This window comes from Pseudomonas sp. 13B_2.1_Bac1, assembly GCF_025466155.1.
Classification (GTDB): Bacteria; Pseudomonadota; Gammaproteobacteria; order Pseudomonadales; family Pseudomonadaceae; genus Aquipseudomonas; species Aquipseudomonas aylmerensis.
This window is the reverse complement of sequence record NZ_JANLOH010000113.1, coordinates 86,864-113,589: the sequence shown is the minus strand read 5'-3', so window position 1 is coordinate 113,589 and position 26,726 is coordinate 86,864. Positions and strand designations below refer to the sequence as shown.

The 26,726-nt window shown below is 62.3% G+C and carries 27 protein-coding genes; 8 read left to right on the top strand and 19 right to left on the bottom strand.

Translation table 11 applies throughout. The features are described from left to right. Nucleotides 1–62: 62 nt before the first annotated feature. The 5 genes from NTD80_RS29380 to NTD80_RS29360 form a co-directional block, all read right to left on the bottom strand. Nucleotides 63–992, bottom strand: coding sequence for a FecR domain-containing protein (locus NTD80_RS29380; RefSeq protein ID WP_262135764.1), 930 nt, complete (start codon nucleotides 990–992; stop codon nucleotides 63–65). Further along, complete coding sequence (locus NTD80_RS29375; protein WP_262135763.1) at nucleotides 989–1,525, bottom strand: sigma-70 family RNA polymerase sigma factor; 537 nt, start codon at nucleotides 1,523–1,525, stop codon at nucleotides 989–991. Before NTD80_RS29375 ends, NTD80_RS29380 begins: the two co-directional genes overlap by 4 nt. Before the next feature lie 72 nt (nucleotides 1,526–1,597). Continuing rightward, the gene (locus NTD80_RS29370; protein ID WP_213552985.1) at nucleotides 1,598–2,284 is read right to left on the bottom strand and encodes a GntR family transcriptional regulator; all 687 of its coding nucleotides are present in this window, start codon (nucleotides 2,282–2,284) and stop codon (nucleotides 1,598–1,600) included. Between the two features lie 17 nt (nucleotides 2,285–2,301). Next, nucleotides 2,302–3,003: a FadR/GntR family transcriptional regulator gene (locus NTD80_RS29365; RefSeq protein WP_065907910.1), complete on the bottom strand. Its 702-nt coding sequence runs from the start codon at nucleotides 3,001–3,003 to the stop codon at nucleotides 2,302–2,304. Nucleotides 3,004–3,172: 169 nt separating this feature from the next. Continuing rightward, complete coding sequence (locus NTD80_RS29360; protein WP_177343961.1) at nucleotides 3,173–4,498, bottom strand: C4-dicarboxylate transporter DctA; 1,326 nt, start codon at nucleotides 4,496–4,498, stop codon at nucleotides 3,173–3,175. A 217-nt stretch (nucleotides 4,499–4,715) separates the two neighbouring features. On the opposite strand from NTD80_RS29360, the gene NTD80_RS29355 reads away from it, so the two are divergent. Further along, a complete protein-coding gene (locus tag NTD80_RS29355; RefSeq protein ID WP_262135762.1) occupies nucleotides 4,716–5,345 on the top strand; it encodes a DNA-3-methyladenine glycosylase I in 630 nt (209 codons plus the stop codon). Nucleotides 5,346–5,399: 54 nt separating this feature from the next. Here the strand turns inward: NTD80_RS29355 and NTD80_RS29350 are convergent, their stop codons facing one another. The 3 genes from NTD80_RS29350 to NTD80_RS29340 form a co-directional block, all read right to left on the bottom strand. After that, on the bottom strand, nucleotides 5,400–5,801 hold the full coding sequence (locus tag NTD80_RS29350) for a cupin domain-containing protein (RefSeq protein WP_065907916.1): 402 nt from the start codon (nucleotides 5,799–5,801) through the stop codon (nucleotides 5,400–5,402). A gap of 96 nt (nucleotides 5,802–5,897) precedes the next feature. Continuing rightward, nucleotides 5,898–6,179 carry a putative quinol monooxygenase gene (locus NTD80_RS29345; protein WP_065907918.1) on the bottom strand — a complete coding sequence of 94 codons (282 nt, stop codon included), beginning with the start codon at nucleotides 6,177–6,179 and terminating at the stop codon, nucleotides 5,898–5,900. Nucleotides 6,180–6,263: 84 nt separating this feature from the next. Continuing rightward, complete coding sequence (locus tag NTD80_RS29340; RefSeq protein ID WP_262135761.1) at nucleotides 6,264–7,697, bottom strand: PLP-dependent aminotransferase family protein; 1,434 nt, start codon at nucleotides 7,695–7,697, stop codon at nucleotides 6,264–6,266. A 155-nt stretch (nucleotides 7,698–7,852) separates the two neighbouring features. Here NTD80_RS29340 and NTD80_RS29335 point away from each other — a divergent pair, with 155 nt between their 5' ends. Further along, nucleotides 7,853–8,296, top strand: coding sequence for a carboxymuconolactone decarboxylase family protein (locus NTD80_RS29335; RefSeq protein WP_213552988.1), 444 nt, complete (start codon nucleotides 7,853–7,855; stop codon nucleotides 8,294–8,296). Here NTD80_RS29335 and NTD80_RS29330 read toward each other — a convergent pair whose 3' ends face one another. The 7 genes from NTD80_RS29330 to NTD80_RS29300 all read right to left on the bottom strand — a co-directional run bounded on the left by NTD80_RS29330 (nucleotide 8,297) and on the right by NTD80_RS29300 (nucleotide 13,789). Further along, nucleotides 8,297–9,064, bottom strand: a complete 768-nt coding sequence (locus tag NTD80_RS29330; RefSeq protein ID WP_003190816.1) for an SDR family oxidoreductase — start codon at nucleotides 9,062–9,064, stop codon at nucleotides 8,297–8,299. It abuts the gene before it with no gap. 22 nt (nucleotides 9,065–9,086) lie between these two features. Next, a complete protein-coding gene (locus NTD80_RS29325; RefSeq protein ID WP_262135760.1) occupies nucleotides 9,087–10,154 on the bottom strand; it encodes a phosphotransferase family protein in 1,068 nt (355 codons plus the stop codon). A gap of 129 nt (nucleotides 10,155–10,283) precedes the next feature. Further along, nucleotides 10,284–11,237 (bottom strand): 2-hydroxyacid dehydrogenase, encoded by a 954-nt coding sequence (locus NTD80_RS29320; RefSeq protein ID WP_065907927.1) that lies wholly within the window; start codon nucleotides 11,235–11,237, stop codon nucleotides 10,284–10,286. A gap of 109 nt (nucleotides 11,238–11,346) precedes the next feature. Continuing rightward, the gene (locus NTD80_RS29315; RefSeq protein WP_262135759.1) at nucleotides 11,347–11,871 is read right to left on the bottom strand and encodes a cysteine hydrolase family protein; all 525 of its coding nucleotides are present in this window, start codon (nucleotides 11,869–11,871) and stop codon (nucleotides 11,347–11,349) included. A 182-nt stretch (nucleotides 11,872–12,053) separates the two neighbouring features. After that, the gene (locus NTD80_RS29310) at nucleotides 12,054–12,647 is read right to left on the bottom strand and encodes a TetR/AcrR family transcriptional regulator (protein ID WP_065907930.1); all 594 of its coding nucleotides are present in this window, start codon (nucleotides 12,645–12,647) and stop codon (nucleotides 12,054–12,056) included. A gap of 152 nt (nucleotides 12,648–12,799) precedes the next feature. Further along, on the bottom strand, nucleotides 12,800–13,234 hold the full coding sequence (locus NTD80_RS29305; RefSeq protein WP_262135758.1) for a hypothetical protein: 435 nt from the start codon (nucleotides 13,232–13,234) through the stop codon (nucleotides 12,800–12,802). Nucleotides 13,235–13,288: 54 nt separating this feature from the next. Further along, nucleotides 13,289–13,789, bottom strand: a complete 501-nt coding sequence (locus NTD80_RS29300; RefSeq protein ID WP_262135757.1) for a DUF4822 domain-containing protein — start codon at nucleotides 13,787–13,789, stop codon at nucleotides 13,289–13,291. A 451-nt stretch (nucleotides 13,790–14,240) separates the two neighbouring features. Between NTD80_RS29300 and NTD80_RS29295 the strand changes: the two genes are divergently transcribed. Together NTD80_RS29295 and NTD80_RS29290 are read left to right on the top strand one after the other, a co-directional pair. Next, complete coding sequence (locus NTD80_RS29295) at nucleotides 14,241–15,518, top strand: serine/threonine transporter (protein ID WP_065907935.1); 1,278 nt, start codon at nucleotides 14,241–14,243, stop codon at nucleotides 15,516–15,518. Between the two features lie 120 nt (nucleotides 15,519–15,638). Continuing rightward, a complete protein-coding gene (locus tag NTD80_RS29290; RefSeq protein WP_262135756.1) occupies nucleotides 15,639–17,288 on the top strand; it encodes a SulP family inorganic anion transporter in 1,650 nt (549 codons plus the stop codon). A 126-nt stretch (nucleotides 17,289–17,414) separates the two neighbouring features. On the opposite strand, the gene acnB is transcribed toward NTD80_RS29290, so the two are convergent. Continuing rightward, the gene (gene acnB / locus NTD80_RS29285; protein ID WP_065907939.1) at nucleotides 17,415–20,024 is read right to left on the bottom strand and encodes a bifunctional aconitate hydratase 2/2-methylisocitrate dehydratase; all 2,610 of its coding nucleotides are present in this window, start codon (nucleotides 20,022–20,024) and stop codon (nucleotides 17,415–17,417) included. Between the two features lie 395 nt (nucleotides 20,025–20,419). Between acnB and NTD80_RS29280 the strand changes: the two genes are divergently transcribed. Then, complete coding sequence (locus tag NTD80_RS29280; protein WP_065907941.1) at nucleotides 20,420–20,890, top strand: DUF1289 domain-containing protein; 471 nt, start codon at nucleotides 20,420–20,422, stop codon at nucleotides 20,888–20,890. A gap of 42 nt (nucleotides 20,891–20,932) precedes the next feature. Here the strand turns inward: NTD80_RS29280 and NTD80_RS29275 are convergent, their stop codons facing one another. Continuing rightward, nucleotides 20,933–21,796, bottom strand: a complete 864-nt coding sequence (locus NTD80_RS29275; RefSeq protein ID WP_262135755.1) for a universal stress protein — start codon at nucleotides 21,794–21,796, stop codon at nucleotides 20,933–20,935. A 150-nt stretch (nucleotides 21,797–21,946) separates the two neighbouring features. On the opposite strand from NTD80_RS29275, the gene NTD80_RS29270 reads away from it, so the two are divergent. Continuing rightward, entirely contained in the window at nucleotides 21,947–22,549 is a 603-nt protein-coding gene (locus tag NTD80_RS29270; protein ID WP_065907945.1) for a tRNA-(ms[2]io[6]A)-hydroxylase, read from the top strand. On the opposite strand, the gene NTD80_RS29265 is transcribed toward NTD80_RS29270, so the two are convergent. Further along, on the bottom strand, nucleotides 22,505–23,704 hold the full coding sequence (locus NTD80_RS29265) for an MFS transporter (RefSeq protein WP_262135754.1): 1,200 nt from the start codon (nucleotides 23,702–23,704) through the stop codon (nucleotides 22,505–22,507). The two genes, NTD80_RS29270 and NTD80_RS29265, sit on opposite strands and share 45 nt — an antisense overlap. A 157-nt stretch (nucleotides 23,705–23,861) precedes the next feature. On the opposite strand from NTD80_RS29265, the gene NTD80_RS29260 reads away from it, so the two are divergent. Together NTD80_RS29260 and NTD80_RS29255 are read left to right on the top strand one after the other, a co-directional pair. Next, entirely contained in the window at nucleotides 23,862–24,569 is a 708-nt protein-coding gene (locus NTD80_RS29260) for a response regulator (RefSeq protein WP_065907949.1), read from the top strand. Beyond that, nucleotides 24,570–25,847, top strand: a complete 1,278-nt coding sequence (locus NTD80_RS29255; protein WP_262135753.1) for an ATP-binding protein — start codon at nucleotides 24,570–24,572, stop codon at nucleotides 25,845–25,847. 69 nt (nucleotides 25,848–25,916) lie between these two features. Here the strand turns inward: NTD80_RS29255 and NTD80_RS29250 are convergent, their stop codons facing one another. Beyond that, nucleotides 25,917–26,708 carry a MipA/OmpV family protein gene (locus NTD80_RS29250; RefSeq protein ID WP_083221476.1) on the bottom strand — a complete coding sequence of 264 codons (792 nt, stop codon included), beginning with the start codon at nucleotides 26,706–26,708 and terminating at the stop codon, nucleotides 25,917–25,919. Nucleotides 26,709–26,726: the final 18 nt, after the last annotated feature.

Genomic DNA, 26,726 nt, shown 5'->3' with positions numbered 1-26,726 from the left:
GGCGGTTCATGGGGTATGTCCAGCGAGCATGAAAAAGCGATATAGGCGGATGAAAAAATAATTCAGGCGCGGTCGACGCTGACCCACCACTCGCCATAACGCTGGATGCGCAGCGGCATGGTTTGCGCCAGGGCGGCGAGGGCGCGGTCGCTGTGGTCGAGGGAGAACACGCCGGAGACGCGCATCGACGCAGCGCTCGGGCTGACGCGCAGCACGCCGCGCCGGTACGGTTTCAACGCGGCGATGACGTCGCCCAGTGCCCAGTCCTGCACGTTGAGCCAGCCGTCCTGCCAGCTGCTTTCGCCGCTGTGGTTGGCGGCCAGGCGTTCAATGCTGTCGTTGAAGCGTGCGCCCTGATCCGCTTTGAGCGTCAGTTGCGCGCCACGGCGGGTGGTGATGTGCACGTCCGGCCCCAGGGCCCAGACGTGGGTGAATGAGGCGTACGCCGCCACCATCAGCCGTGTGCCATTGCCCTGTACCTGGCCAAACGGGGTGCTGATGTTGAAGGGGCGTGGCTCGTGGTGGATGTCGAGGATGATCTTGCCGGCGCGCAGCAACAGCCGGCGTTCGTCCGTGCGCCAATCGATATCCACCGCGCTTTGTGCATCGAGTACCAGGTGGCTGCCATCTGCCAGCCATGTGTTCAGCCGCTCGCCGGTGCCGGTGCGCAGGTCGGCGCCGAATTCCGCCAGTGGCATGCCTGGCTGGCGCAGCGCCTGGGTGACCACTCCGAGTCCGGCGACGGCCAAGGCGCCGCGCAGCAATTGACGACGACTGGGGCGCGGTGCTTGCAAGGCGCGGCGGGCCTGTGCGTCATGGGCCGGCGCCAGGCTGCGTTGCACATGGCTTTGCACGGTATTCCAGGCCTGGGCATTCAGCGGATCGGCCTGCAGCCAATGCTCGAACGCATGGCGCTCACTGGGCAGCAGCGATTCATCGCGCAGGCAGGCACTCCACTCGATAGCTTGTTCAAGGGCGGCGCGCGAACTCATGATTCCAGCAACTCGCGACAGCACAGGCGCAGCCCCTTGGCCACGTACTGGCGCACGCGAATCGTCGACACGCCCAGCAGCGCAGCAATGTCGGCGTACTTCATGCCATCGATCTGGCTGCACAGGAACGCGGTGCGCGCACGCGGCGACAACCCATCCAGCAAGGCATCCACGGCCATCAGGCTTTCCAGGGTCAGGGCGTGCTCTTCCGGTGAAGGCTCCACCGCTTCGGGTTGGGCGGCCAGCACTTGCAGGTAGGCGCGTTCCAGGTCGCGGCGACGCCAGGTGTCGTAGATCAGCCGCTTGGCAATGGTGGTCAGCAGCGCGCGCGGTTCGCGAATGGTTTGCGGCGCGGGCAGGGCAACGACTTGGACAAACGTCTCGGCGGCCATGTCGGCGGCATCATGACGGCAGCCCAGGCGGGCGCGCAGACGGTCGAGCAGCCAGCCATGGTGGTCGCCAAACAACTGCCTCAGAATCTGCTCACGCAGGGTCGAAGCGTCGGAAGGGGTGAGGGGCGTGGCTGGCGGCATGTTGTAACTGTCTGGGCGGGAATGAGAGCGATTATCAATTATTCGCCCTCAGGTGACAACCGCTCGCCGCGTTCAGTTGAGTTGCAGCAGCTTGGTTTCCAGGTGATCCAGATGCTCGGTCATCAAGCGCACTGCGGTGTCCGTGTCGCGTTGCTCAATTGCATCGACAATCGCCACATGCTCCTGCCACGCGCAGTACGTGCAGGCCTGCGCTTCGTACTGGGCGATGATCAACGACGTCAACGGCACGAGGCTGTTGAGGAACTGCGCCAACGGCGCATTGCCGGCCATCGCAGCCAATTGCAGGTGAAACTCGCCGGACAAACGAATCGCCGGCCCCCGTTGATCACGCTCGATACAGTCGCGCTCGCGCGCAATCAGCTCGCGCAGCTGGCGGATTTGCCCAGGCGTTGCCTGGGCGCAGGCCAGTTGCACCACGGTGATTTCAGTCATGCGCCGGGCTTCGAGGATTTGCCGGGTCTGCTGGCCATCCGGCGCGGCGACCTGGGCGCGCTGGTTGGGGCGCAGGATGATCACCTGCTGGTGGGACAGCTTGGCCAGCACCCGACGAATCACGCTGCGGCTCACGCCAAAAGTCTCGCCCAGGCCTTCTTCGGTAAAGCGGCTGGACGGGGCGATGCGTTGCTCGAGGATGGCATCGAACAGCCGTGGGTAGATGTCGTCCACCGAGGGCTTCTTGCCGGCCACCAGGCGCAGGGTGGGCAGGACGGGGTCGCGTTGCAAGGCGTGGGCGTTCATGGCCGGTCTCCAAAAAATCAACTGCCCAGGTGGTCGTCCGGGATGTTCAGGCGAATGCCCATGCGCAGGCCTTCCTGCAGGATATGCCGGCGCATTTCGGCGCTGGCCAGGGCACTGTTCTTGTTGCGAATGGCGCGCACCACGGCCTCGTTTTCCTGCAGGCGTTCGGCCAGGTGTTCCGGCGAGTTGCGCAGCACCTGGGCGCTTTGCTTGAGCGCGTTGCTGGTTTGCTGCACCACGTTCTGGAAGATCGGGTTGGAGGTGAGGGCGAACAATTCCTCGTGGAAGCCGATGTAGGCGTTCATGCCCGCTTCGGCGTCACCGGCATCAAGGGCTTCGCGCATGTCCATCAGGGTCAGGCGCAGTTGCCCGACTTCCTTGCTGCTGATCGACTGCGCCACCAGGCCGACGATGAAGGGTTCGAGGGTGTAGCGCAGTTGCAGGATGTCTTCGAGGCTGGCGTCGGCCACGGCGTCACTGGACTGTGGATCGCTGACGCTGGTTTCCAGCACGACCACGCCTTTGCCGGGCATGGAACGCACCAGGCCGAGGGTTTCCAGCACGATCACGGCTTCACGCAGGCTCGGGCGGCTGATGCCCATCTGTTCGGCCAGTTCACGCTGGCCGGGGAGCATTTCGCCCCGGCGCCACTGGCCTCGCGCCAGGGCGGCGCGGAGTTTTTCGACGACTGAATTGACGACGGTTGAGGTGCTGATCACGTCTACCTCTCCTTTATGTTGCGAATACATTAGCGAGCATGGCGACTCTTGACTGTGGGAGCGGGCTTGCTCGCGAAAGCGCTGGGTCAGTCACAGATGTATTGACTGAATAACCGCATTCGCGAGCAAGCCCGCTCCCACATTTGAACGGTGCCGCTCATGAAATCGGTCAGAACTCCTGGTGCGCGGGCAGTACCGGCTTCTTGGCCTGGAAGGCATAGCCCTGCTGGCCGTCGAGCACCTTGTTGGCACGCTGGATATCGATGTCTTTTTCCCAACGGGCAATGGCCACGGTGGCGACGCAGTTGCCGATCAGGTTGGTCAGTGCGCGGCCGATGCCCATGAACCAGTCCACCGCCAGCACCAGCACCAGGCCGACCACCGGAATCGCCGGGATCGCCGTCAGCGTCGCTGCGAGGATTACCAGCGCGGAGCCGGGGATGCCGTGGGCGCCCTTGGAGGTGATCAGCGACACCAGCAGGATGGTCAGCAAGTCGGTCATCGACAGCGGCGTGCCGGTGGCGTTGGCGATAAACACGATGGCCAGGGTCAGGTAGATCGAGAAACCGTCGAGGTTGAACGAGTACCCGGTTGGAATCACCAGGCCCACGGTGGAGCTGCCGATGCCCAGGTGCTCGAGCTTGCGCATGATCTGTGGCAGCACGGCGTCGGAGGAGGCGGTGCCCATCACGATCAGCAGCTCTTCGCGCAGGTACTTGAGCAGCGGCAGCATGCGCAGGCCCGACAGGCGCATGACCAGGCCGAGGATCACGGCGACGAAGGCAAAGCACGTCAGGTAGAACAGGCCGACCAGGCTGCCCAGGTGTTGCAGGGAATCCAGGCCATAGGTGCTGGTGGTGAAGGCGATCGCGCCGAATACGCCGATGGGGGCCAGGCGCACGATCATGCCCATGATGCGGAAGATGATATGGCTCAGCTCGTTGATCAGCCGCGAGATGCCGGAAGCGGCTTCGCCAACCAGGTTCAGGGCGCTGCCGAACAACACCGAGAACAGCAGCACCTGCAGCACATTGTTGTCTGCGAAGGCGCCGATCACCGAGTTGGGGATCAGGTCCATCAGGAATTGGCTGGTGCCACGGATATGCTGGCCCTTGTCCGCCAGTTCATTGAGGCCGGCGGAGGACAACTGCTCCAGGTGGATATTGGCGCCGGTGCCGATCCCGGTGCTGAAGGCCATGATCAGGCCGATCACCAACGCGACGGTGGTGAGGACTTCAAAGTAAATCACCGACTTGAGGCCGATACGCCCGACTTTCTTCAAGTCGCCGGCACCGGAAATACCGCTGACCACCACGCAGAACACAATCAGGCCAATCAGCATTTTGATCAGCTTGATAAAGCCGTCACCCAGGGGTTTGAGTTGCGAGGAGAATTCGGGAAGGGCCAGGCCGCAGATTATGCCTAGAGCCAGGCCAATCACGACTTGCAGGAAAATCGAACGCGAGCACCATCTGAGCATGGGAGGGATCTCTATTCGGTGCCCTGGTGGTTCCAGGGCTTAATTGTTGTGGTCATACCGGTAAGTCCAGTGCGCGGCCAGTCTACGCCGGGTTTTTTTGAAATAACAAGTCATTCTTGGACGGTTGACAAGTCCCGGTCTGACCGGTTGGTCGCCAACACCGATGCTTGAGCGGTTGGCGGAGGGGAATTTTTTTCGCTTATCATCCGCCGCTCGGCTTTGGAGGTGATGGATGGATAAACCCGGACTGACCAGGGATGCAACCGGGCAGACCCACTGCAGTTGGCGCACGGCTGCGCCGCAGTACCCGCGTTACCACGACCATGAGTGGGGCGTGCCGGTGGCGGATGACATTCAGCTGTATGAAAAAATCTGCCTGGAAGGCTTTCAGGCGGGCATGGCCTGGATCACCATCCTGCGCAAGCGCGAGCAGTTTCGCGTGGCATTCGAAGGCTTTGATTTTCGCCGGGTGGCGCAGTATGGCGAGGCCGATATCGAGCGGCTGATGCAGGACCCGGGCATCGTGCGCAATCGCGCGAAGATCGTCTCGACCATCAACAATGCGCGCAGGGCGTGTGAACTGGTCGACGAGACCGGTTCGCTGGCGCGCTGGTTGTGGGCGTTCGAGCCCGACGAGACGGAGCGTCCGGCCGTGGTCGACATGGCGTACTGGACCGGCAACCCGACTTCACCGGCATCGGTGCGTTTGTCCAAGGCGCTGAAGAAACGCGGCTGGACCTTCGTCGGGCCGACCACGATGTACGCGCTGATGCAGGCGATGGGCATGGTCAACGACCACCTCGAAGGCTGCGCGTGCCGGCCCCGAATCGACGACCTGCGCCGCCAGTTCATACGCCCCTGAGCCCGGCTGAACCTGTAGGCGCCGGCACGCCAGCGCCTGCAGTGGCGGGGTGGATTATTGCTTCAGCGGCGTCAGCACCTCGGCCTTGTCATCCAGCACCATCACCACCAGCAGCTTGGCTGGTTGGGTCTGGCTGGCATTGCTCGATTCAAAGTGCCGCGAGCCGGCCGGCTCGTAGAACGACTCGCCGACCTTGTAGGTCACGGCCTTCTCATCATTCACCCGCGACGTGATCGCGCCTTCCAGCACGTAGGCCACGGCGGTGCCGGTGTGGCTATGCGGCACGGTGGCCTGGCCGGGGGCGTAGTCGACGGTGAGCATGATGGTTTTCTTGCCGGGCACATTGGTCAGGGCGTGCTCCTGCAGCACCTTGATCGATTCCTGGTTGTACACGGGTTCATGGGCGAAGGCGCTGAAGGAGGCGAGCATCAGGGTGGTGGCGAGCAGTCGTTTCATGGCGAAGTTTCCGAGAAGTTCGAGACCTCTTCACCCTACGCCGCGTGCCCCGGGTGACCAATGACCAATCCTGGCAAAGGCCAGGAGACCAATCGCTCAATGGTCGAAATGCAGGCGGCTGGCCAGTTGTTCAGCGGTGAGCGCGATAAAGCCTTGCAGGGCCGGCAGCTCGAAGTGCGCCAAGAGCTGCGCAGCACACGCCCAGCGGCCCTTGACGGTCCACAGGTCGGGGTCTTGCTGGCTGCGTTGTACGGCATAGTCGAGGCAACCGGGAGCGCTGCGCACGGCTTCGGCGATCTGCCCCAGGCGCTGGCCCAGTTGCGTCGAGCGCCCGGCAGCCGCGCGGACATGAACAGTGTTGAAGGCGCATTCGGTCATGGCGAGGGTCTCCAGAATCTGGGGGAGTGCACAGGCTAGAGCCTGTTTGCGCCAGCACCAATGTCCAATCCGGCGGAAAAGCCGCTAGCCAATCTGCTGGAGAATGTCGCGCACCTTGTCCAGTGCCGGGTCGATGTCCAGCGTCTCGATCGCCCCAAAACCGATGATCAGGCCCGGGCGTACCGGCGCGTCGTGGAAGAACACGTCGAGCGGGTACAGGCCCACTTCCACCTGGCGCGCCAACTGCATCAGCAGCGCGATATTCACCGGCACTTTGCACAGCGCCGCCATGTGGAACCCGGCCACGGTCGGCACCGCTTCGAACCACGGCGACAGGTCGCCCGCCAGGCGTTGCAGGATGCGTTCGCGGCGCCCGGCGTACACCGTGTGGCAGCGGCGAATGTGCTTGAGCAGATAACCTTCGCTGATGAACTTGGCCAGCGCCCACTGGGGCAGGGTCGAGCTGTGCTGGTCGGTCAATTGCTTGGCCTTGAGCACTGCGCCGTAGATCGCCGGTGGCAGCACCGCATAACCCAGGCGCAGCTCCGGCAACAGGGTTTTCGAGAAGGTCCCGACGTAAGTCACCAGGCCACGGGTGTCCATGCTTTGCAGTGAATCGGTGGGCCGGCCTTCGTAGCGGAATTCGCTGTCGTAGTCGTCCTCGATGATGATCGCGCCCAGCACCAGCGCCCGTGCCAACAAGGCTTCCCGGCGCGGCAGGCTCATGGGCATGCCCAGTGGGAATTGGTGCGACGGCGTGACGTAGATCAGCCGCGTGCCGGCCGGGATCTGCTCGACCTGAATCCCTTGCGCATCCACCGGCACACTCGCGACGCTCGCGCCCATGGCCATGAACAACTGGCGCGCGGGGCTGTAGCCAGGGTCTTCCATGGCGACAATGCTGCCCGGTTCCAGCACCACCCGCGCGATCAGGTCCAGGGCCTGCTGCGCGCCATTGGTGACGATGATGTCGGTGTCACGGCAGTTGACCCCGCGTGAAAACGCAATGTGCCCGGCGATGGCACTGCGCAGTGCCGGCAAGCCTTCGGGCTGACTGTAGAACCCACTGTTCTGCGCGATGCGCCGCAGCGCGTCCTGGGTGCAACGTCGCCATTCATCCTGCGGGAACTGATGGCGGCTGGTGGCGCCGCCGATAAATTCGTAGCGTAAGGTGCTGTCGCGCGTGGGATGGCGCATGGGCGAGGGCAGCGCCTGCCAGGTCGCCAGGTTGGCAGCGCAGGCCAGGTCGGCGCCGGTTTGCAGGCGTTCGGTCTGCGGTGCGCGGGCGTTGACGAAGGTGCCACGGCCGGTCTTGCCGACCAGCAGGCCTTCGTAGGTCAGGGTCGCGTAGGTGTCGGACACGGTCTTGCGTGACACGCCCAATTGTTCGGCGAGCAAGCGGCTGGGCGGCAATTGCGCACCGGCGGCCAGGCGTCCGGAACCGATGGCGTCACGCAACTGCTGGTACAACTGTTCGGCCAGATCCTTGCGGCCGTGGATCACGATGTGCAGTTCCATGTTTCACCCAGGAGCATTCAATCTGCGCCAAGACTACTCGCTCGCGGGGCGCGCTCAAAATGGTCTCTGCGTAAACCACCGGATTGGCTATAGGGCTTATGCCTTGAGGGCTCTAGGCTAGGTTGTGATTGCATTCGCTGCCTGAGAGCCACGCCATGGAACCTCGTCTGGATTACTACACCGCTTCGCCGCAAGCGCTCAAGGGCATGCTCGTGCTGGAGGCAGCGATCTTTGGCCTGTCCATCGAACAGTCGTTGCTGGAGCTGATCAAGATTCGCGTCTCGCAGCTCAACCACTGCGGGTTTTGCACCGACATGCATTCGATGGCGGCGCGTCAGCGCGGTGAGACTGAGCGACGTCTGTTTGCCCTGTGCGTGTGGCGCGATTCGCCGTTTTTCACGGCGCGGGAGAAGGCCGCGCTGGCCTGGAGCGAGTCGGTGGCGTCGCTGCCGACCTCCAGCGTTTCAGATGAGCTGTTCGCGGCAGTGCGCGTGGAATTCAGCGAGCAGGAACTGGTGGACCTGACCATGGCGGTGTCCAGCATCAGTGGCTGGAACCGCCTGGCGGTGAGTTTTCGGCAGCAACCGCCGAATGCTTGATCAGGACAGGAAACCGCCGTCCACATTCAGCGACACGCCGGTGGTGTAGCTGGACGCATCGCTGGCCAGGTACAGCACCGCGCCGGCCATTTCGCTGGGGGCTGCCACGCGCTTGAGCGGGATCTGCGCCAGGGCCATTTTCAGGATCGAATCGTTTTTCACCAGCGCCGAGGCGAACTTGGTGTCGGTCAGGCCCGGCAGCAGGGCGTTGCAGCGAATGCCGAACGCCGCGCACTCCTTGGCGAACACCTTGGTCATGTTGATCACGGCGGCCTTGGTCACCGAGTAGATGCCCTGGAACACGCCCGGCGAAATGCCGTTGATCGACGCCACGTTGATGATGCTGCCACCACCGTTTTCGCGCATCAGCTTGCCGGCTTCCACCGACATGAAGAAGTAGCCGCGAATGTTCACGTCGACGGTCTTCTGGAACGCGCCGAGGTCGGTGTCCAGCACGTTGCAGAACTGTGGGTTGGTGGCGGCGTTGTTCACCAGGATATCCAGGCGCCCGAACTGCTCGCGAATGCCGGCGAAGACCTGGGTGATCTGCTCCATTTCACCGATGTGGCAGGCAATGGCCGTGGCCTTGCCGCCGTCGGCGATGATCGCGTCCGCCACGTGTTGGCAGCCCTCCAGCTTGCGGCTGGAGACGATCACGTGGGCGCCTTGCTGGGCCAGCAACTTGGCGATGGCCTCGCCGATGCCACGGCTGGCACCGGACACAAAAGCGATCTTGCCGTCGAGGTCGAACAGGTTGGTCTTGGACATGGGGATTCCTTGTTATGTGCAATCAGAGCGCGGATTTGCCGATGACATTCAGGCTCATCTGCTCCAGCAGCTTGTTCATGTGGATGAACTGCGCAAAGCGTTTGTCCTGGGTCTGGCCATGGAAGAAGCGGTAGTAGATCTGCTGCACGATGCCGGCCAGGCGGAACAGGCCGTAGGTGTAGTAGAAATCGAAGTTGTCGATCTGGATCCCGGCGCGTTCAGCGTAGTAATCGACGAACTCGCGGCGGGTAAGCATGCCGGGGGCATTGCTCGGCTGGCGGCGCATCAGTTGCACGGGCGCGGGGTCGCCGGCCTCGATCCAGTAGGCGAGGGTGTTGCCCAGGTCCATCAGCGGGTCGCCGAGGGTAGTCAGTTCCCAGTCCAGCACGCCGATGATCTGCATCGGGTTATGAGGGTCGAGGATCACGTTATCGAAGCGGTAGTCGTTGTGCACGATGCTCGAGGTCGGGTGGTCGGCCGGCATCTTGTCGTTGAGCCAGGCGCGGACTTTCTCCCAACTCGGCGCGTCGGGGGTCAGGGCTTTTTCGTAGCGGTCGCTCCAACCACGGATCTGCCGCTCGACGTAGCCTTCGGGTTTGCCCAGGTCGGCCAGGCCACAGGCGTTGTAGTCGACTTGGTGGAGTTCGACGAACTTGTCGATAAAACTCTTGCACAGTGCCTCGGTCCTGGTCGCGTCCAGGCCCAGTTCGGCTGGCAGGTCGGAGCGCAGGATGATGCCGTTGACGCGCTCCATCACGTAGAACTCGGCGCCGATCACCGCCTCGTCGGTGCAATGCACGTAGGCCTTGGGGCAATACGGGAAGCCGTCTTTGAGCTGGTTGAGAATGCGGTATTCGCGGCCCATGTCATGGGCGGACTTGGCTTTGTGGCCAAACGGTGGACGGCGCAGCACGAATTCCTTGCCGGGGTATTCCAGAAGGTAGGTCAGGTTCGACGCACCACCCGGAAACTGGCTGATCGTGGGCGTGCCGCTCAGGCCCGGGATATGGGCCTTGAGGTAGGGATCGATCAGGCTGGCATCAAGTTCTTCGCCTGGGCGAATCTGGGTCGATTGGTCGTTCAGCGCCATGCTTATCCCTTCTGCTTATTCTAAAGGCCTCGGACTATTTCCTAATCTAATGCGCACCACCGCCCAGCGACAAGGTCGGGGCGGCTTAATAGGTTAGCGTGTTGGACGATAATCAGCGTGCCTGATCGGTCATTTTTCGGGCGCTGGCAGTGTGACCGGCGTGAGCACTGGGCGACCGGCAAAGTATTCCACCAGGTTGTCGGCCACGCGCTGCACAGTGTCGTGGGCGGCTTCGGGCGACAGGCCGGCCACGTGCGAGGTGAGCACGGTATTGCTCAGGCGCTTGAGGGCGTCGGGCACCTTCGGCTCGTCGTCGAACACGTCCAGCGCGGCGCCGCCGATACGGCGTTGCTCAAGGGCCGCGACGAGGTCGGCGGTGACCACCACGCTGCCGCGGCCGATGTTCACCAGGTAACCGTTGGGGCCCAGGGCGTCGAGGGCATTGCGGTCGATCAGGTGGCGAGTGCTGGCGCCGCCGGGCGTGGCCAGGATCAGGAAGTCCGAGTTGCGCGCCAGCTCGACTGCGGTGGCGCAGTAGGTGTAGTCGACATCATCGCGCGGCTGGCGGTTGTGATAACTCACTTCCATGCCGAAACCCAGGGCTGCGCGCTTGGCGATTTCCAGGCCTACGGCGCCGAGCCCGAGAATCCCCAGTTGCTTGCCACCCAGGGACGGGCGCATCACCTTGGGCCACTCGCTGCGCCGCACCGCCGCATCGGTCTGCGGGATGCCGCGTACCAGCGACAGCAGCAGCGCCATGGCATGGTCGGCCACCGACGGCGCGTTGACCCCGGCGCCGTTGGTCACCACGATGCCGCGGTTGCTCGCGGCCTGCAGGTCCACGTGCTCGTAGCCGGCGCCGATCACGCAGATGATCTCCAGCAGCGGCAGGGCGGCGATTTCCTCGGCATACAACCCCAGTGGGCCGCGCGTCAGCACCGCCTTGATCTGTCCGCCATGGGCCTTGATGGCCTGGGCACGTTCGGCCGGTGTCGGCGCGAGGATCACATGAAAGTCATTGCTCTCGATGATTTGCAGGTATTCGTTGATGGTTTCAACCAGGACCAGAACAGTGGTGGTCATCGGAACGCTCTTCCTGAAGGGTTTGAAGGGACGAGTATGCGCGATTTGTAAGTAATATCGTTTCGCCGCGTCAGAAAAAATGCAGGGTCGAAGGCGAGCGCGTGCCGGTTCAGAAACTGACCTCGGCCGCTTTCACCCGCTGTACAAAGGTGCCCGCCAGCGTGGCGTTGTGGTGCTCGATAATCGCCTCGGCCTTCAGCGCCGGGGTGTCCATGCAAGTGTGCGCGTCTTCCGGCAGTACCACGCCAAAGCCCAGCTCCACGGCCACCCGGCACGTGGTGTCGATGCAGAATTGGGTTTTCATTCCGGCGATCACCAGTTGCTTGACCTGCGCGGCGTGCAGTTGCTGCGCCAGGTCGGTGCCCAGGAAGCAACTCGGGCGAGTCTTGTCGAAGAGCTGATCGCGGGCCGCATCGACGTCCAGCGCAGGCCACAGCTGCCAGAACAGGCTGCCTGCGGCGATCGGAGAGCCCGCCGGACCGGTGTGGCGGGCCACGAAGATCGGCGCATGGGCCGCGCGTGCGCGCTGGATCAGCTGATTGATGGTGTCCAGCACCCGCTCGCGTTCGAAGGGTTTTTCCGGGCCATCGTACAGGCCGGTTTGCATATCGATGATCAGCAGGGCGTCAGCCATGGTGTTGCTCCTTGTGATTGCCAGGTGGCGGAGCAATAAAAAAGCCCCGTCCATTGCTGGCGGGGCCTTGGGTTGAATCTGCGGATGTTTAGTTCAAGCACCCACAGCCACCGCGCGACCCGCCTTGAGCGGTCGTGGTGGTGGTACGGGTGAGGTACTGCGCAATCAGGTTCATGGCCCGATCATGCTGGGACAGGCGCGGGGCTGTCAACGGGCAACAAGGTGTTTCGTACGGCCTCAAGGAATTCGTCCGACAGCTGATTGCCGCGTGTCGCACGTGCGAGGGTGACGGCGCCGATCATCATCGCGTATTTCGCCAGCATCGCCTGGCGATCCTCATCCTGAAGCTGGGCAAAGATCTCCAGCGACTTTTCGACCCCGTCGATGAACGTGTGCTGCAGCGCTGTGTCAGCGGGCTCGTGGCACATGTCCGGGGTGAACGCCGAAATCGGGCAGCCGTCGCCCGGGTTGTCGCGGTGGGCCGCCGACAGATAGGGGGCCAGTACTGCCTGGCGCGCCGCTTGCCGGTCTTCGCTGGTGCGGATCTTTTCCTGCCAGCCCAGGTTCGCGTGCTCGAAGGCCTGCTGGCAGGCCTCCGTGGCCAAGGCTTCCTTGGACGCGAAGTGGCCGTAGAAACCGCCGTGGGTCAGGCCGGCCGCGGCCATCACATCCGACAGGGTAATGCCGTGCAACCCCCGCTCACGAAACAGGTGCGTGGCGGCCTCGACGATGATTTCACGGTTGAGTTCGGCTTGTTTGCGGGAGACGCGAGGCATGGCGGGGCTCACAGGAAGAATGGCGGGTGCTGTATGAAAACTACAGCAACGGGCGCCATTCTAAAATAGATTTGTGCGGGAATGTATTAGTCCCTAGATGCCGCTCGTGTTGCGCCCCTGGCCGCATTCGGGGCGCAGCAGCGCTCAGGCGATCACTGCGGGGCGCTGCGTCGCGCCTTGTCCTGCTCGGCTTGCGCGATGGGCATGAAGTTGTAGGTGGGGAAAAATTCCGTGGTGTACACCCCCCACGCGCTGTTTTCGATTGCCAGGTTGACCTCTGCCAGGCGCGAGGCCGGCAGGCGCAGCACGACGACCTGGCCGATGCCCATGGTGATGTTCCAACTCACCACCTCCACCCCGGCGGGTGGGAATACGGCGTGGAACGCTTGTTTGGCCAGTTGCGTCTTCAGCTCGCCCAGAGGGCGCGATTGATCGTGTTTAAGAAACACGGTCAACATGACCGCGTTATCGGCAGTGATGGCCGTATTTTTTTCTGGCGGCGCAGCAACGGTCGCTGCAGCGGGCAACAGCGCGGCGGCCAGCAGTGCAGGTATTAACAGCAAACGAAGAGGGTTGCGTCTATTCATGGTCGGGCACCTTTTTCTTTGTTGTTTGGAAGAGCACTAAACATCAATGTTTAATTAGTTCGACATGGCTGTCTTGAGCGGGCCTTTATACGGAGCGTGTACTACGTAAATGCGTACGGGAGGTTGTGTGGGGATCATGTCGCGCGGAACTTCGCGAGAGTAAGTGAATTCGCTGTTATCAAGTTTCTCCAGGCGCCTGACGATGGTTCGGTTCGGGCCGAGGTCCGGGATCAGGATATGCGTCTTGCGGTCGCCCGTGACCATGAAGTATCCGCCGCCGCCATCGGCATGCTTTGAGCGGCCGGTGTCGGTATAGAAAAACTCATAGCGATTGCGCAGTGGGTCCCACATGGATAGGCCAACGACGCCGGGGTAGTTGGCCTTGACGTCCTTGTCCGGCTCGCCTTCGATATAGACCTTGGTGGTTAGCCATTGCGGCGAAGACGCCAGCGCGTGAATGTCCGCTTCAGGTAACACGTGTTCTGTGGCACTGGCGTGCGGGATGAGAAAACAGCTGAGTAACAGGCTGGTAAATACAGCATTAAGTCTTCGCATGGTCGAACTCCTGTTGTTTTAAGGGAGCGGTATTGTTGTTTTTCTTCGGGTCGGCTGCGGGCGATATTAGTTTCAAGTTTGGCGGTGACTCAATGGCTGTGTAGGCTTATGTAACAATTGTCGCGGTGGTGTACTTATTATTTTATTTAGATAGCCGTTAGTGTCTGATTGAGTTGTAGGTAGGTTCTCTAAATACGTCGAGTCCAGTTAATACGCCAAGACTTGGCTGCATTCACGAATAGCACGCTGCAATCGCTCGAAACGGTTTCAGCATTCCCGGCAACCATCGCCCAGGGCGGCCCTGGAGCGGCTGCACCGGCAAACCGTTCCTCAGCTAAGTCTTTGCTTATTCAAGAGAATCCCGGACAATCACGCCCCTTCTATGGTCGGGGCGCTGCCTGTCAGGTTTTTCTGACTCGTCCCGGCTATGTAAATGCGGAGATCCGACCGGATGAATGATCAGGCCAATAGCGTCGACGAACGCTATGCAACGACACCTGCAACCCTCACAAGCTGGAGCCGCCAGGACACCACCTGGATGCTTGGCCTGTTCGGCACCGCCATTGGCGCCGGTACCTTGTTCCTGCCGATCAATGCCGGCCTGGGCGGCTTCTGGCCCCTGGTGATCCTGGCGGTGCTGGCCTTCCCGATGACGTTCTTTGCCCACCGTGGCCTGACCCGTTTCGTACTGTCCGGCCGCGAAGGCTCTGACATCACCGACGTGGTCGAGGAGCACTTCGGCATCCGCGCCGGTGCGCTGATCACCTTGCTGTACTTCTTCGCAATCTTCCCGATCCTGCTGATCTACAGCGTGGCGCTGACCAACACCGTCGGCAGCTTCATGGAGCATCAACTGCACATCATGCCGCCGCCACGCGCGATCCTGTCGTTGGTGCTGATCCTCGGCCTGTTGGCTGTGGTGCGGTGCGGCGAACAGGTAATCGTCAAGGCCATGAGCCTGATGGTGTACCCGTTTATCGTCGCCTTGCTGTTCCTGGCGGTGTACCTGATCCCTCACTGGACGGGCGGCATCCTCAGCACCGCCAGTGTGGTGCCGGCGCCGTCCGCGCTGCTCAATACGCTGTGGCTGGCAATCCCGGTGATGGTGTTTTCGTTCAACCACTCGCCGATCATCTCGGCCTTCGCGGTGGACCAGAAGCGCCAGTACGGTGCCCACGCCGATGAGCGCAGCTCGCAGATCCTCTCCCGCGCGCACCTGTTGATGGTGGTGATGGTGCTGTTCTTCGTGTTCAGTTGCGTGCTGACCCTGTCGCCAGCGCAACTGGCCGAGGCGAAAGCGCAGAACCTGTCGATCCTGTCGTACCTGGCCAACCACTTCAACAACCCGACCATCGAGTTCGCCGCGCCGTTGATCGCGTTCGTGGCGATTGCCAAGTCGTTCCTCGGTCACTACATCGGTGCCAGCGAAGGCCTCAAGGGCCTGGTGCTCAAGAGCGGCCGGCGTCCGGCTGCGAAGACCCTGGACCGCATCACCGCCGCGTTCATGCTGGTGGTGTGCTGGATCGTCGCCACGCTCAACCCAAGCATCCTCGGCATGATCGAGACCCTGGGCGGCCCGATCATCGCGTCGATCCTGTTCCTGATGCCGATGTACGCGATCCGCAAGGTACCGGCGATGGCCAAGTACCGTGGGCAGGCGTCCAACGTGTTTGTCACGGCGGTCGGCCTGGTGGCGATTACCGCGTTGATTTACTCGCTGCTGTCCTGATCGCGGGACTTACGCTGAAAAGCCGATTCGCGCAGACCGCGAATCGGCTTTTTTTTGCGCTCGAAAAACCTCAATGCAGGCTAAGCTGACGCACCTCATTTGCCAGGATGGTCGGGCCGCTTGAACATTGAACCTGCTACCCCCGTGGCTGCGCCGCCCACCCGTACCCAGGACCTGCTCGCCGGCTTATCGATCGCTGGCCTGCTGCTGCCGGAAGCCGTGGCCTATTCGAGTATCGCCGCGCTGCCGCCCCAGGCCGGGGTGATTGCCTTGTTCGCCGGCCTGGTGTGCTACGGCCTGTTCGGCACCAGCCGTTTTGCGATTGTCTCGGCGACCTCGTCTTCGGCGGCGGTGTTGGCGGCCGCAACGTCCAGCCTGGCCGCAGATGACCCGGCGCTGCGGCTGTCCCTGGCGTTCGGGCTGGTGCTGGTCACCGGGGTGTTTTTCCTGCTGGCCGGCCTGTTCAAGCTCGGCGGCGTCACCTCGTTTATCGCCAAGCCGGTGTTGCGTGGCTTTGCCTTCGGCCTGGCGCTGACCATCATCCTCAAGCAATTGGCGAGTGTGGTGGGCGTGCACCTGACCGATAACAACCTGGTCCGCTTCCTGCCGCAATTGCTCGAGCAACTGCCACAGTGGAACTGGCCGGCGGCCATGGTGGCCGGGGTGGCGTTGCTGCTGCTCTGGGTGTGCGCACGCATCCCGCGCGTGCCTGGCGGGCTGGTGGTCGTGGTGCTTGGCATCGCGGCCGGGCAATACCTGAACCTGCAGGCCCACGGCGTGGCCCTGATCGGCATGATCGACCTGCGCCTGGAGCTGGGGCATTTGCCGGTGTTGCCGTTCGCCGACTGGCTGCGCCTGGGGGAATTGGCGTTTGCGCTGGTGATGATCCTGTACGCCGAGTCCTACGGTTCCATCAGCTCATTCGCCCTCAAGCATGGCGACCGGGTGTCATCCAACCGTGATCTGCTCGCGCTCGGTGCGGCCAACCTGGTGTCCGGGCTGTTCCATGGCATGCCGGCGGGTGCCGGTTACTCGGCGACTTCGGCCAACGAGGCGGCCGGTGCCTACTCGCGCTTGGCGGGAATCTTCGCCGCGCTGGTGATCCTGGTGATTGTGCTGACGGTGTTGCCGTATGTCGCGCTCACCCCGGAGCCGGTGCTGGCGGCCGTCGTCATCTATGCCTTGGGTCGAGGCTTGAGCCTGCAACCCCTGGGGCGTTATTTCATCTGGCGGCGCGATCGGTTGCTGGTGGTCTGCGCGGTAGCGGCCGTGCTGTTGCTCGGCGTGCTGGATGGCTTGCTGGTGTCGGTTGCAATCAGCGTGATGCTGATGTTGCGCCAGATGTCCTCAGCCGACCTGCAGGTGCTCGGGCGCCTGGGCAACAGCCACGACTTTGTCGATCGCCTGCACCATCCCGAAGCCGTGGCAGTGCCCGGGGTATTGATCGTGCGGCCCAGTGAGGCGCTGTTTTTCGCGAATGCCGAGCGCATCCTGGGCGCGGCGTTGCGCTTGATGCGTCAGTCTCCGGTCGACGCAGTGGTGCTGAGCCTGGAAGAGTCGCCTGACCTTGACGGCACCAGTATCGAAGCACTGGCAGGGTTTTTTGCCCAGGTGCGCGGGGAGGGCAAGCGCCTGGTGCTGGCCCGTGTGCGGCATGACGCCCGCGAGGTGCTGCAGGGACTGCCCGAGGCGTTGGCGCCGCAGGTGCTGCTCAGCGGCCTGAGCGTCGACGGCGCGGTGCAACTGGCGCTGGAGGTCAGCACAAGCTAGGAGCTGCAAGCTACAAGCGACAAGCTCTAAGCTTGAGGCTTGAGGCTTGAGGCTTGCAGCTTGAAGCTTGCAAAAAAAACGCCGCGTACCTTGCGGTACGCGGCGTCTTTTTACGTCAACACACCCTTAGGCTTGAATCACCGGGATGTTGGCGCTGGCTGCGATCTTGCGGAACTCAGCGATCTGGTCGAAGTTCAGGTAGCGGTAAACGTCACTGGCCATGGTGTCCAGTTTCGCTGCGTAGCCCATGTACTCCTCAACCGTCGGCAGGCGACCCAGCGTGGAGGCAACTGCCGCCAGCTCGGCGGACGCCAGGTAGACGTTCGCGCCGTCACCCAGACGGTTCGGGAAGTTACGGGTCGACGTCGAGACCACGGTCGAGTTCGGTTCTACACGTGCCTGGTTACCCATGCACAGCGAGCAGCCCGGCATTTCCATGCGCGCGCCAGCCTTGCCGTAGATGCCGTAGTAGCCTTCTTCGGTCAGTTGGTGAGCGTCCATCTTGGTCGGCGGCGACAGCCACAGACGGGTTGGCAGCTGACCCTTGACCTGCTCCAGCAGTTTGCCGGCAGCGCGGAAGTGACCGATGTTGGTCATGCACGAACCGATGAACACTTCGTCGATCTTCTCGCCGGCAACGCTCGACAGCAGACGGGCATCGTCCGGGTCGTTCGGTGCGCAGAGGATCGGCTCGTTGATTTCGGCCAGGTCGATCTCGATGATTTCGGCGTATTCGGCGTCGGCATCGGCTTCCATCAGCTCCGGGTTGGCAACCCAGGCTTCCATCGCTTGAGCACGACGTTCCAGGGTGCGTGCATCGCCGTAGCCTTCGCCGATCATCCAGCGCAGCAGGGTGATGTTGGAGTTCAGGTACTCGGTGACGGAGTCCTTGGACAGCTTGATGGTGCAACCGGCAGCCGAACGTTCAGCCGAGGCGTCGGACAGCTCGAAAGCCTGCTCCAGCGTCAGGTCGTTCAGGCCTTCGATCTCCAGGATGCGGCCGGAGAAGGCGTTTTTCTTGCCTTTCTTCTCTACGGTCAGCAGGCCAGCCTGGATCGCGTAGTAAGGAATGGCGTGAACCAGGTCACGCAGGGTGATGCCAGGTTGCATTTTGCCTTTGAAGCGCACCAGGATCGATTCCGGCATGTCCAGTGGCATTACGCCAGTGGCTGCGGCGAACGCGACCAGGCCAGAACCGGCCGGGAACGAGATGCCCATCGGGAAACGGGTGTGGGAGTCACCACCGGTACCGACGGTGTCCGGCAGCAGCATGCGGTTCAGCCAGCTGTGGATGATGCCGTCGCCTGGACGCAGCGATACACCGCCACGGGTCATGATGAAGTCAGGCAGGGTGTGGTGGGTGGTCACGTCGATCGGCTTGGGGTAAGCCGCGGTGTGGCAGAAGGACTGCATTACCAGATCGGTCGAGAAGCCCAGGCACGCCAGGTCTTTCAGTTCGTCACGGGTCATTGGACCGGTGGTGTCCTGGGAACCTACGGTGGTCATCTTCGGTTCGCAGTAGGTGCCAGGACGAACGCCTTTGCCTTCTGCCAGGCCGCAGGCACGGCCGACCATTTTCTGCGCCAGGGTGAAGCCCTTGGTGCTTTCAGCCGGTGCTTCCGGCAGCTTGAACAGGGTCGAAGGCGGCAGGCCCAGCTCGGCGCGAGCCTTCTCGGTCAGGCCACGGCCGATGATCAGCGGGATACGACCGCCGGCACGGACTTCGTCCAACAGCACTGGCGTCTTCATTTCGAAGGTGGTCAGTACTTCGTCGCTGTTGTGCTTGGTGACTTTGCCAGCATGTGGGTACAGGTCGATCACGTCGCCCATGTTCATGTTGGTGACGTCGAATTCGATCGGCAGTGCGCCGGCATCTTCCATAGTGTTGTAGAAGATTGGAGCGATCTTGCTGCCGAAGCAGAAGCCGCCAGCGCGCTTGTTCGGCACGTAGGGAACGTCGTCGCCGAAGAACCACAGTACCGAGTTGGTCGCCGATTTACGCGACGAACCGGTACCGACTACGTCACCGACGTAGGCGATCGGGAAGCCTTGGCCGCGCATCTCTTCGATCTGCTTCATCGGGCCGGTCTTGCCTTGCTCGTCCGGCACGATGCCTTCGCGAGCCATTTTCAGCATGGCCAGGGCGTGCAGCGGGATGTCAGGGCGCGACCAGGCGTCCGGGGCAGGGGACAGGTCGTCGGTGTTGGTTTCGCCGGTAACCTTGAATACGCGCAGGCTGATCTTGTCGGCCAGGGTCGGACGGTTCTTGAACCATTCGCCGTCGGCCCAGGACTGGATTACGGCCTTGGCGTGTTCGTTGCCGTTACGGGCTTTTTCAGCGACGTCGTGGAACGCATCGAACATCAACAGGGTGTGCTTGAGTTGGGCGGCGGCGACAGGTGCCAGGGTGGCGTCGTCCAGCAGCTCGACCAACGTCACGATGTTGTAGCCGCCTTGCATGGTGCCAAGCAGTTCAACAGCGCGTTGCTTGCTGATCAGGGGGGAAGTGGCTTCGCCCTTGGCCAGGGCAGACAGGAAACCGGCCTTGACGTAGGCAGCTTCGTCAACACCTGGTGGAATGCGGTTGGTGATCAGGTCAACGAGGAATTCTTCTTCGCCAGCCGGAGGATTTTTCAGCAGCTCGACCAGGCCTGCGGTTTGTTCGGCGTTAAGCGGCTGGGGAACGATACCCAGGGCGGCACGCTCTTCGATATGTTTGCGGTAGGCTTCAAGCACAGTTATTACCCTCATCAGTGGTCCCACGGGACGCTCATCCAGAAATGATCGGCACGCATGCGCTCGGGGGCTTTTTGGGCCGCAAAGCCAGCGCTGCCGGCATTCCTCACAGAAGCTGCTTTCAAAGTTTTACGCCTGCAGAACGGAGCTGATGAGGGTTGGCGGGGGTCCTGACCTACCGGGTCGAACCCACGCCAACACCGTTCTGAAGGAACGACTGTGCTCGTGACGCTTTGAAAACAGCTTCCAGCGGATTATTGGCGCCTTACAAGGCCGGATGATTCTACGGCAAAAAATTTCTAAAGGTAAGTTGCCTCGCCAAGTTTGCAGGGTGATGAAGGTTAGACAAAGGGCTAACATGGCGCACTGTTTCGCTGATTTGCGTGTTGTTGCCCATGTCCAACCAAACCATCAAGACCCCCTGCGTCGGCCTGTGCTCCACGGTTTACGGCGATCTCGTGTGCCGTGGCTGCAAGCGTTTCCACCACGAAGTGATCCAGTGGAATGGCTATAACGAAGAAGAAAAACGGGCAGTGTGGCTGCGCCTGGAGCAGCTGTTGGTGCAGGTGATGGCCGGCAAACTGGAGATTTTCGACCCCAAGACCCTGCGCGGCCAGCTGGAGCAGCGCAAGATTCGCTTCGTGCCGCACCAATCCGAGTACTGCTGGGCCTATCAGTTGATTGCCCGGGGCGCGCGGGTGATTTCCAACCTGGAAGCCTATGGCATGGTGCTGTTGCCAGAATTTCGTGACTGGAACCTGCCGGACTTGCGCGACGCCATCGACCGCGAGTTTTTTATCTTGTCCGAGGCCCACTACCAGCGCTATATCGCCCCGGGGTTCCTCAAGGACGCGTTTGGGCACTGATGAAGCTCCCACCTTTGAAGCCGGCCAGCACCGGCCTGCGTGTCAGACCCGGGTGGCCAGTTCCTGCAAGTGATCCATCAGCTCCTGCGGCTTGAGCACCAGCACGTCGCTTTCCACCTCATCCAGCACCACCTCCGCCGTATTGCCGATCAGCGCCCCGGAAATCCCGGTGCGCGCCACGGTGCCGATGATGGTTACCGCCGCCTGCCATTTATGCGCCGCGAACGGGATCAGCACATCCGCCGGGCCTTCCTCGATATGCAGGTGCGCATCGTCCACATCGAACTCAGCCTGGAAGGCCTTGCATTGCTCGCGATAGCGCGCCTCGATGGTCTCCTTGAGCTGGAAGGTCGGATCCGCCGCCGACAGCATGGGCGACGGATGGGCGCTGATCACATGCAGCTGCGCCTTGGCCAGGCTGGCGATATCGAAACCATGATCGATGATCGAATTGTGCAGCGAACGGTGCTCGCCATCGGTGTTGCCCACATCAATTGCGGCCAGGATCACCCCGCCAGCCCACGGCGTAGCGGTCTTGACCAGCAGCACGGCCGTTGGGCAGTAGCGCAGCAACTTCCAGTCCGCCGGGGTCAACAGGGCCTTTTTCAACGGGCTGTCGGGGAAATGCTGCTTGATCACCAGGCCACAGCCTTCGGCCTGCTGCACGTCGATGATGGTTTCGTGCAGGCTCTCATTCCAGGCCTGCTCGGTGGTGACGCTGTAGCCGTCCTCTTGCAGAGAAGATTTAAGCAGGCTCAACAGCGCCGAGTGCTCGTGCTTGCGGTCGCACACCAGCAGGTGCAGGTGCGCGCCGGTGACCCCGGCGATCAACTTCGCGCGCTTGAGGGCCAGGCTTTCCGAATGCTCGGGCTCGATGACCACCAGGATGCTGCGAATGGCTTGCATGATCGGGATCTCCAAAAAGGGGCGGGCTGGAACAACTATAGTTGCTGCTCGCCGGACGTCATGTTGATGCACATCAAGGCCGGTGGCTGGTGGTCTGCGGCGCGGTCGGTATAATCGGCGCCCTTTTGTGATCCTTTACCCGTGAGCCCGATGAACCTGCCCGAAATCCACGAATTCCTCGGCTGCCGCACCCCCGACGCCTGGGTCCAGGCCGCGCTGGCCGATCAGGACACCCTGCTGATCGACCACAAGAACTGCGAATTCAAGGCCGCCAGTACCGCCCTGAGCCTGATTGCCAAGTACCACGGCCATGTTGACCTGATCAACATGATGTCGCGCCTGGCCCGCGAAGAGCTGGTGCACCACGAACAAGTCATGCGCCTGATGAAAAAGCGCAAGGTTGAACTGCGCCAGTTGCACGCCGGGCGTTATGCCTCCGGGTTGCGCAAGGTGGTGCGCAGCCACGAACCGGTCAAGTTGGTGGATACGCTGGTGGTCGGCGCATTTATCGAAGCGCGCAGTTGCGAGCGTTTCGAAGCCCTGGTGCCACATTTGGACGAAGAACTCGGCAAGTTCTACTTCGGCCTGCTGAAAAGCGAGGCGCGGCACTTCCAGGGTTACCTCAAGCTGGCCTACCAGTACGGCGACGCCAAGGACATCGCCCACGTGATCGAGCGGGTGCGGGCGGCCGAGCAGGAACTGATCGAGTCACCCGACATCGAGTTCCGCTTTCACAGTGGCGTACCAGCCTGAGGCCACGGCCACGCCGATCAATGCAGTGATCGCGGTCAGCAGCAGGATCACCGTTTGCGTGCCCAACGGGCTGGCCAGCAGCGCCACCGCTAGGCCGGCCAACGGTTGTGGCAGGTTGTTGAGCAGGGTGATCACACCGACGGTCTTGCCGAAGTCCTGCACCGGGATGACTTTTTGCCGGACGCTGCGCATGTACACGCTGTACATCTTGTCGAAGCCGATCACCAGCAAAAAGCCCAGGGTGTAAGCCCACAGCGTCGGGCTGAGGGCGGTGATCAATGCGCCGACGGCGATCAGCATGTACGACAGTCCACCCAGCACTTTCAGCGGCAGTGCGCTGCGCGCCAGGTAAAACAGAATCGCGATGGTCACCAGGGCGCCGGCGGCTTGCAGCAGGGCGTAGGCATCCTTGTCTGCCGCGTAGAGACCGATGACCATGGCGGCGGACGTGGCCAGCGTGACCCCGATGATCAAGTTGACCCCGACCGTCAGCGCAATCAAGCGCTTGAGCCCCGCCAGCTGCTGGATATGCCCGAAGGCAATGCGCAGCGGTTGCACCCAGATATCCCGGTGCTGCGCATGGTGTGCAAGCGTCACTGTATTGCTGCGCTGCCAGGCCCACATGGCCAGGTCCGCCAGCACAAACAGGCCGGCGATGCCCAGTACCACCCAATGCCAGGCCCACACTTGTAGCATCAGTGCGGCAATCAGCGGCCCCAGCACCAAGCCGCTCTGGTCGGCGATCTGCGAGTAGGAGAGGGTCTTGGCATAACTGTATTGCTGGAAAACATGCGGCATCAGCACTTCGCGGGCCATGATGCCCTGGGTGGTCAGCACCCCGCACAGCGCGGAAAGCCCCACGATCCAATAAATGCCATCGAACACCGCGTACAGTGCCACCGCCACCCCACACGCCAACGCCCGGTAGACCTGGCTGATATGCAGGATGCGCACCGGAGAAAACTTGTCACACAATGCGCCGCACACCGGGAAGGCGAGAAAGCGTGGCAGTGACTCGACGAAAAACGCCAGCCCGGCCCACGACACACTCTGGGTGGTCTGAAACACGATCAACGGCACGATAAACAGCAGGATCTGGTCTGCCAGCCGTGACAGGAACAGTGAAACGAAGAACGCCAGGTAATCCTTGCGCATACAACTCCCTGTGAATGGCGTTAAAGAGTGCGGGCTATTTGTTAAAAACTCTTAAAAGCATGAAGCTTCGTCGGCCGCCGTTGACCAGTGGGGTCAGAGGCCCAGCTTGCCACCTATAATGCCCACTCTTCAATCCGCCTTTGCACACTGAGAACTTATGGAAAACCTGGGTCTGGGCAAGGTCCTGCTCGTTGAGGACGACGAGAAGCTGGCAGGGCTGATCGCGCACTTTCTGTCGCAGCATGGCTTCGAGGTGCGCGTGGTGCACCGGGGCGACGAAGCCCTGGCGGCGTTTCTCGAGTTCAAGCCGAAAATCGTCGTGCTCGACCTGATGCTGCCGGGGCAGAGCGGCCTGCATGTGTGTCGCGAGATTCGCAATGTGTCCGACACGCCGATTGTGATCCTCACCGCCAAGGAAGATGACCTGGACCACATCCTCGGCCTGGAGTCCGGGGCCGACGACTATGTGATCAAGCCGATCAAGCCCCCGGTGCTGCTCGCACGTCTGCGCGCGCTGCAGCGTCGGCAGGCGCCGGAGCCGACGGTGCGCGGCTCCATCGCCTTTGGGCGGCTGGCGATCGACCGCAGTTGCCGGGTGGTCAGTCTCGGGGAGGAGCAGGTCGACCTCACCACCATGGAGTTCGAACTGCTGTGGTTGCTGGCCAGCAGCGCCGGCAAGATCCTCTCGCGCGACGACATCCTCAACCGCATGCGCGGCATCGCCTTCGATGGCCTTAACCGCAGCGTCGACGTGTACATCAGCAAGTTGCGCAGCAAGCTCAATGACAATCCCCGCGAGCCGGTGTGCATCAAGACCATCTGGGGCAAGGGCTATCTGTTCAATCCGTTTGCGTGGGAGGTCTAGATGCTGCGGCTGTTTCTGCGCCTGTATGTGATTCTGGCGATCGGCCTGGCGGCGGCGATCTGGCTGGTCAACTACACCTTCGACGAGCTGCTGCCCGAGGCCAATGAAACCTATAACCGCGAAGCCCTGCGCGGTCCGGCCTATGGGCTGGTAGAGCAACTACGGCCGCTGCACGGGGACGAGCGCCAGGCCCGGCTCGACGAGCTGCAAGTGCATTACGGCCTGCGCCTCAAGCTGGTGCCCAAAGACACCCAGGCGCTGAGCGCGCGTGAACAACAACTGCTGGCCGAAGGGTTGCTGGTGGTGCGTGGCGACTTTCGGGAATTCCTCACCAGCATCGACGGTGGCCCGCAGTTGCTGGAAATCAAGCTGCCGGAAGAACCCAAATGGCTGTACCTGTGGGCCTATGGGTTTCTCGGGTTGTGCCTGGCCATCGTCCTGTACTTCTGGGTGCGCCCGCACTGGCGGGACCTGGAGCATATCCGCCTGGCCGCGCAACGCTTTGGCGACAACGACCTCGGCTCGCGCATCCTGCTGCCGCGCCGCTCCACCGTGCGTGAGCTGGCCGGGCACTTCAACCAGATGGCCGAACGCATCGAAAGCCTGATCGCCAATCAGCGTGAACTCACCAACGCGGTGTCCCACGAGCTGCGCACGCCGATTGCGCGGTTGTCGTTCGAGCTCGACCAGCTCAAGCAACAGGCCGACCCACGCGAGAGCCGCGCGTTGATCGCCGACATGTACGCCGACCTCGGCGAGCTGGAAGAAATGGTCTCCGAACTGCTCACCTATGCCAGCCTGGAGCGCGGCGCCACCCAGGTGACCCGCGAGCGCATCGAGGCCCACAGCTGGCTCGACAGCGTGATCGGCAGCGTGGCGCTGGAGGCTGAGGCGGCTGGCATCCAGCTGTCGCTGCGCACCTGCGAGGTGGACTTTATCCAGATCGAACCGCGCTTCATGGCACGTGCGGTGATCAACCTGCTGCGCAATGCCATCCGCTACGCCGAGCGCCGGGTCGAAGTGTCGCTGGTCAAGTTCGGCAGCGGCTATGAAGTGCGCGTGTGCGATGACGGCCCCGGTGTGCCCGAGGACGGTCGCGCGAAGATCTTCCAGCCATTCATGCGCCTGGACGCCAGCCGCGACCGCCGCACCGGTGGCTTCGGCCTCGGCCTGGCGCTGGTGCAGCGGGTCTCGCAGTGGCATGGCGGGCAGGTGCAAGTACTGGATTCGGAGTGGGGCGGGGCGTCGTTCCGGATGACCTGGGCGTATGCCGAGTAACAAGCGTCCAGAGTGCAGAACTCACCGGTGGGAGGGGGCTTGCTCCCACAGGTTGATGGGGTTACCTCATTAGAACGTGTACTCAAGTACGCCCATCACCGACGTCTGCAACCGTCGCTCGACAATCGGGCTCTTGCCCGCTTCATCCGCCAGGTACTGCACATCGAGCAGGGTCGAGAATTCGGTGTGTTCGCTGATCGGCACGCTCCACACCAGATTCAGGCCGTTGCTGATATTGCCTGCACCGGCCTTGTAGGCCTGGAAGCGGCTTTGCGCCGCTTGGCCGGTGGTCACGCCGTACCAGGTCTGCAGGTAGTTGCGGTCACCAAAATGGCTGCTGAGGCTGGCGTCGACCGAACCGTAGCGGCCGTCATAGAGGTTGGTGCCCAGGCTCAGTTCCAGGTGGGTGAAGGCCTTGCCGCTGTCCTTGTGGTCGTCTTCCTTGAGCGCGTGCTCCAGGGTCGCGCCGACGATTACGCCGCCCAGGTTGTAGCTGGCGCTTACCCCCACTTGCGGACGGGCCTTGATCTCGCCCATGCCCTTGAGTCGCTTGGAGCCGGCGTGCAGGCTTTCGTTCTTGTCTTTACGCGAACTGCTGGCGCCCACGTAGGTGCTGAAACTCAAGGCATTGCCTTCATACCCCCAGCCCAGGCCTTTGTCGGTGTCGAGGAAAATCCCCCACGGGCTGACGACTTTGCCGCCCAGCAGCGGCGCGCTCATGCGCTGGTCGCTGCCGCTGTAGCGCGGCGCGTTGGCGACGCCGGCCTTGAGGCTGTATTGCCAGTCTTCGGCCAGGGCGCGGTCGGCACCGGCCAGCAGGCACAGTGAGGAGAGCGACAGGCACAGGGTGGTCGAGCGCATAAGAATGTCCATCCAGGG

What these genes read in the sequence shown, in the direction of transcription:
- NTD80_RS29380 (WP_262135764.1), bottom strand. Translation starts at nt 992, where the DNA reads ATGAGTTCGCGCGCCGCCCTTGAACAAGCTATCGAGTGGAGTGCCTGC.
- NTD80_RS29375 (WP_262135763.1), bottom strand. Translation starts at nt 1,525, where the DNA reads ATGCCGCCAGCCACGCCCCTCACCCCTTCCGACGCTTCGACCCTGCGT.
- NTD80_RS29370 (WP_213552985.1), bottom strand. Translation starts at nt 2,284, where the DNA reads ATGAACGCCCACGCCTTGCAACGCGACCCCGTCCTGCCCACCCTGCGC.
- NTD80_RS29355 (WP_262135762.1), top strand. Translation starts at nt 4,716, where the DNA reads ATGGATAAACCCGGACTGACCAGGGATGCAACCGGGCAGACCCACTGC.
- NTD80_RS29350 (WP_065907916.1), bottom strand. Translation starts at nt 5,801, where the DNA reads ATGAAACGACTGCTCGCCACCACCCTGATGCTCGCCTCCTTCAGCGCC.
- NTD80_RS29345 (WP_065907918.1), bottom strand. Translation starts at nt 6,179, where the DNA reads ATGACCGAATGCGCCTTCAACACTGTTCATGTCCGCGCGGCTGCCGGG.
- NTD80_RS29340 (WP_262135761.1), bottom strand. Translation starts at nt 7,697, where the DNA reads ATGGAACTGCACATCGTGATCCACGGCCGCAAGGATCTGGCCGAACAG.
- NTD80_RS29335 (WP_213552988.1), top strand. Translation starts at nt 7,853, where the DNA reads ATGGAACCTCGTCTGGATTACTACACCGCTTCGCCGCAAGCGCTCAAG.
- NTD80_RS29330 (WP_003190816.1), bottom strand. Translation starts at nt 9,064, where the DNA reads ATGTCCAAGACCAACCTGTTCGACCTCGACGGCAAGATCGCTTTTGTG.
- NTD80_RS29325 (WP_262135760.1), bottom strand. Translation starts at nt 10,154, where the DNA reads ATGGCGCTGAACGACCAATCGACCCAGATTCGCCCAGGCGAAGAACTT.
- NTD80_RS29320 (WP_065907927.1), bottom strand. Translation starts at nt 11,237, where the DNA reads ATGACCACCACTGTTCTGGTCCTGGTTGAAACCATCAACGAATACCTG.
- NTD80_RS29315 (WP_262135759.1), bottom strand. Translation starts at nt 11,871, where the DNA reads ATGGCTGACGCCCTGCTGATCATCGATATGCAAACCGGCCTGTACGAT.
- NTD80_RS29310 (WP_065907930.1), bottom strand. Translation starts at nt 12,647, where the DNA reads ATGCCTCGCGTCTCCCGCAAACAAGCCGAACTCAACCGTGAAATCATC.
- NTD80_RS29305 (WP_262135758.1), bottom strand. Translation starts at nt 13,234, where the DNA reads ATGAATAGACGCAACCCTCTTCGTTTGCTGTTAATACCTGCACTGCTG.
- NTD80_RS29300 (WP_262135757.1), bottom strand. Translation starts at nt 13,789, where the DNA reads ATGCGAAGACTTAATGCTGTATTTACCAGCCTGTTACTCAGCTGTTTT.
- NTD80_RS29295 (WP_065907935.1), top strand. Translation starts at nt 14,241, where the DNA reads ATGAATGATCAGGCCAATAGCGTCGACGAACGCTATGCAACGACACCT.
- NTD80_RS29280 (WP_065907941.1), top strand. Translation starts at nt 20,420, where the DNA reads ATGTCCAACCAAACCATCAAGACCCCCTGCGTCGGCCTGTGCTCCACG.
- NTD80_RS29275 (WP_262135755.1), bottom strand. Translation starts at nt 21,796, where the DNA reads ATGCAAGCCATTCGCAGCATCCTGGTGGTCATCGAGCCCGAGCATTCG.
- NTD80_RS29270 (WP_065907945.1), top strand. Translation starts at nt 21,947, where the DNA reads ATGAACCTGCCCGAAATCCACGAATTCCTCGGCTGCCGCACCCCCGAC.
- NTD80_RS29265 (WP_262135754.1), bottom strand. Translation starts at nt 23,704, where the DNA reads ATGCGCAAGGATTACCTGGCGTTCTTCGTTTCACTGTTCCTGTCACGG.
- NTD80_RS29260 (WP_065907949.1), top strand. Translation starts at nt 23,862, where the DNA reads ATGGAAAACCTGGGTCTGGGCAAGGTCCTGCTCGTTGAGGACGACGAG.
- NTD80_RS29255 (WP_262135753.1), top strand. Translation starts at nt 24,570, where the DNA reads ATGCTGCGGCTGTTTCTGCGCCTGTATGTGATTCTGGCGATCGGCCTG.
- NTD80_RS29250 (WP_083221476.1), bottom strand. Translation starts at nt 26,708, where the DNA reads ATGCGCTCGACCACCCTGTGCCTGTCGCTCTCCTCACTGTGCCTGCTG.